Source organism: Streptomyces sp. IBSBF 2435, assembly GCF_036815005.1.
Lineage (GTDB): Bacteria > Actinomycetota > Actinomycetes > Streptomycetales > Streptomycetaceae > Actinacidiphila.
On the sequence record NZ_JAJSYW010000310.1, the window covers coordinates 1 to 4616 of the forward strand.

1 protein-coding gene and 1 pseudogene are annotated in these 4616 nt (G+C 69.5%); both read left to right on the top strand.

Going from position 1 to position 4616, the window contains the following annotated elements:
- Nucleotides 1-606, top strand: a pseudogene (locus tag V7E46_RS32590) (hypothetical protein); the annotation flags it as partial.
- Nucleotides 603-4589, top strand: a complete 3987-nt coding sequence (locus tag V7E46_RS32595) for a DEAD/DEAH box helicase (RefSeq protein WP_333771781.1) — start codon at nt 603-605, stop codon at nt 4587-4589. The pseudogene V7E46_RS32590 and the gene V7E46_RS32595, both read left to right, overlap by 4 nt.
- The last annotated feature ends 27 nt before the right edge of the window (nt 4590-4616 follow it).

The following is a 4616-nucleotide window of genomic DNA, read 5'->3' on the forward strand; positions in this document are numbered from 1 at the left end:
GACCACCCCCTGGCCTCCCCGCTCCTCCTCCGTACTCTCCGACTCAACTGCCTCACCACCGCCTACGCCAGCCTCTGGGCGGAACTCTACGATCCCGCCTGGTCGACCCACGAGCCCTGGGCGAGGGACTGGCCCGACCTCCAGCCCCTCAACGACGTCTCCCCGGCCTGGCGCCCTAAGACGCCCCTCCGCACCGAGCGCGCACGGCGTTCTGCCCTAGTGGAGATCGACGCGCTCGTCGCCGTGTGGCTCGGCATGGACGCGGACGCGCTGATCGCCGCCTACAAGGGACGGTTCCCCGTGCTCCAGAAGTACGAGGCCGTGACGTGGTTCGACGCCGACGGCTGGAAGATTGCCGGGAACGCCCGCACCATCGGGCAGCGGCAGACGAAGGACTCGTGGAAGGACTTCGAGCCCTACCGGACGGCCGTGGAGCAGAAACGGGACCCGACCGGGATGCCCGTCCCCGCGGGTTACCGTGCCCCCTTCTACCAGGCCAAGCGCGAGGTCGAGATGCGCGAGGCGCACGCCCACTTCAAGGCGCGCCTGGACGCGGCGATCTCCGGCGAGTGGGACCCGGCGAAGCAGGAGGTGGAGCAGTCGTGAGGCCGACGCTTCAGGCGCGCGGGCTCAAGGAGAGCCTGCTGCAGTACCTGTCGACTACGTACGCCCTCAGCGACGAGGGCGCTCGTGAGGCGCTGCACCGCTTCCTCGGGGACGAGACCTCCGGGATGTTCCGTGGGCCGTACCTGCGCATCCGTACGCCCTTCACGACGGCGGACGACGGCTGGCGCGAGCATTTGGAGTGGCGGCGCGAGGGGTTCATTCCATACGCGCACCAGGCCGCCGCCTTCGCGCGGCTGACGTCCGCGGGCGGTCACACCCCGCAGCCGACCCTCGTCACCACGGGCACAGGCTCCGGTAAGACGGAGGCGTTCCTCTACCCGGTGCTTGACCACTGTCGTAGGGGGCGCGAGGCGGGGAAGGCCGGCGTCAAGGCGGTGTTCCTGTACCCGATGAACGCGCTCGCGACGGACCAGGCGCAGCGCATCGACGAGCTGCTGACGCAGAACGACGATCTGGGCAAGTTGTGGGCGGGCCTGTATATCGGGGACAGGGCGGCAACGGAGTACGAGAAGGTGCGCACTCGGCGTTCCGATATGCAGTTGTCGCCGCCGGACATCCTGATCACCAACTACAAGATGCTCGACCTACTGTTGCAGCGGGAGGACGACGCCCCGCTGTGGCAGCAGGCGGACATCCGCTACGTCGTGGTGGACGAGTTCCACACCTACGACGGCGCGCAGGGCACGGATGTGGCGATGCTGCTGCGCCGGCTCGCGTCCGCGGTCGGCGCGTCGGAGAAGGACCGCCCGCTCGGGAGCATCTGTCCTGTCGCCACGTCGGCGACCCTTGCGTCGGGGTCCGACGAGGACGGCGTGGCACGCCTGCTGGAGGTGGCGAGCGACGTCTTCGGTACCGAGTTCAGCCGGGAATCCATCGTTGGGGAGGACCGGCTGTCGGTGGAGGAGTTCATCCCTCGACGCAGCGTGCAGATGCAGGGGCTGCCCAACCCGGACGAGCTGCTGGCTCTCGCAGATCCAGCGTCCGGCGAGGAGGCGCTGCTCGACCTCATCGAGGCTGTCACCGGCGTTCGGGACCCGGATCCGTTCCTGCTGGGTGGGAACTTGAAGCAGCACCTGTTCACGCGTGCCGTGATGGAGGCGCTTGACGGCGAGGTGAAAAACAGCGCCGAGGTGCTGGACGTCATGTGGCGTGCGGGCGCGGCCGGCTGGGCGGAGGCGGTGGCCCGGCAGCCCGAGAAGGCGGCCGAGGCGCTGGCCCGGTTCGTGGCGCTGCTGTCGTACGCGAGAGACCCCGATTCGCCGCCGGGGGAGCCGCGACCGTTCGTGCATGTGGAGGTGCACCAGTGGGCGCGGTCGGTTTCCCGGGTGCTGCGCGGGGTCCTGCCGTGGCCGAAGGCCGAGTTTCGCTGGGACGTTGCCGGGCTGGCGGACGCGAGCGCGGCGGACGGCGACCGTGCCGCGCCGGTGACGACGGCGACGTCAGGGCAGAGCGCCAACCTCTTCCTTCCGGCCGTCTACTGCCGCGATTGCGGGCGGTCGGGGTGGGCGGTGTTCTCGCCGGAGAGTGACGACCACGACGTGCAGTTCGACACGTTCAAGATCCGGCGGGCCTCGCTCGGCCAGGACAAGGCCCGGGTCCGGAACCTGATAGCGGCGACCGGCCAGGAGGCGCGGGAGGGATCCGGCGCCGGGCTGATGTCGGCCGCGGGCCGGCGGGTCGGTGCCGAGGCGGGGGCGCAGGGCGCCGGCGGCCTGCTGATGGTGCTGGACGGTGCGCGCAGGCGGCTCCGGCTGCCGGACCCGCTCAACGACTACGACAGGGAGACGAAAGAGCCGCGGCTGACCGCCCGCGACTCGGCCTTCGTGCTGGTGCACTTCGGCGGCACCGTGGCGAACACCGCGGCGAGGGAGGACTGGTGCCCGGCATGCGGGGAGCGCAACGCGATCCGTTACCTCGGTACCGGCTCGGCGGCGATGGCCGCAGCGTCGATCACGCAGCTGTTCACCGGCGGGGAGCTCGACAAGGACCTGCACGAGGACAAGACGCTGATGTTCAACGACTCGGTGCAGGACGCCGCGCACCGGGCCGGGTTCGTCGCCAACCGCTCGTACACCTTCTCGCTGCGTGCCCTGCTGGCCGAGCACCTCACGCATGAGGCGCCCAAAGCGCTCAACGACCTCATCGCCGACGTGGTCGAGGCCACCACGGACAAGGACACCCTCGCGGCGGTGGTGCCGCCGGACCTCCACGTCTACAAGGGCGTCGAGAAGCTGCTGTCCGGCAAGGGGCGTGGCGGCAACATGCAGGTGTGGCAGCTGATCGGGCAGCGCCTCGCCTTCGAGGCGCTCATGGAGTTCGGATTCCGCTCCAGGAACGGCCGCACCCTTGAACTCACCAGGACCGCTGCCGCACAGGTGCGCCTGAAGGACTCGGCGGCTGTGGTCGCGCTGGTCAGACGGGTTCATGAGGCGTGCGTCGGCGACCGGGTGCCGATGGTCCCGCAGGACGACGCGCACTACCTGGCGTTCGTGCGGATCCTCCTGGAGCGGCTGCGCACCCGCGGTGCAGTCGCCCACCGCTGGTTGGACAAGTACATCGACGAGGCCGGCACGAGCCGGTACTTCATCTGGGGAAAGCGGGCACCTGGCATGCGCGCGTTCCCCAAGCGGGTCGCGGCCCCGGTGTTCCTGCTCGGCCAGGCCAAGAACGGCAGCGAGTTCGACTTCGCCACCGGCAGGCTGTCCTGGTACGAGCGATGGGCGGGGCGCTGTCTGAGCCTGCCGCGCGAATTGGCCCCGGAGTTCTGGTCTGCGCTGCTACCCGAACTGGCGGCGCTGGGACTGCTCTCCGTGCGCACCCCGAACGACACCTCGCTGAAGGTCTACGGACTCAAGCCCGGCAACATCGAAGCCTGGCTCCTGGACGACGAGCAGGTGCGCCACGCGTACGTACGCTGCCCGGTCTGCTTCTGGGAACAGACCGTCCATCCGTCGCTGCTGGACCAGTGGCACGACCAACCCTGCCCCTCCTACCGTTGCCGCAGGGGCCGCCTGGTTGCAGGTGACCGCCCCGAAGGCCTGGGGGTCCACCACCGCGACCGCGACTACACCCGCGACTACTACCGGAGCCTGTACCGCGCAGCCGGCAAGTACCAAGTGGTCACCGCCGAGCACACCGGCATGCTCACCCGCCCGCAGCGCGAGGAGGTGGAGAACGCCTTCAAACGGCGCGAGGGTTTCAAGGACCCCAATGTGTTGTCCTGCACGCCCACGCTGGAGATGGGCATCGACATCGGCGATCTGTCGGCGGTGGTGCTGGCGGCGCTGCCGCGGCGCCCCGCGTCCTACGCCCAGCAGGTGGGGCGGGCCGGCCGCCGTACCGGCAACGCGTTCCTGCTGACGATCCCGGACCGCAGGCGCCGCGACCTGTACTTCCTGGAACGCCCCAAGGAGCTCATCTCAGGCACCATCGTGCCGCCGGGCTGTTACCTCTCGGCCGTCGAGATCCTGCGCCGTCAGTACCTGGCCCACCTGCTGGACCTTGCCGCCGCCGGACGGCTGGTACGTGCCGACGGCATCGTGCTGCGGGCGATGCCGCACAAGGCACCCCGGCTGTTCGGACCGTCGGGCTACCTCACCGACCTGGTCGAGGTGGCCATCTCCCAGGGGACGAAACTCGTCAACGACTTCCTCGCCTTGTTCCCCACTGGGGTCAGCGACCAGGCTCGCAAGGATCTCATCGCATACGCCACGCACGACCTGCGCGGCATAGTCGAAGAGGCGGAGCGCGAGTGGTTCCGGGACCAGCATGCGCTGCGCGCCCGGCTGAAGGACATCGACGAGGCACACGACGAACTCCACGACTCCGACCCCGACCAGGCACAGCAAAAGGCCGAACTCGACGCCGAACGGCGCGGTGTCGGAAGGCGCCTGATGAACCTGGGCGAAACCGCGGCGCAGAACGCGCTGTGCGACCTAGTACTGCAACGGTCTTTGCCCTGATGGGTGGGCGGGTTCGGGTGGTGTGTG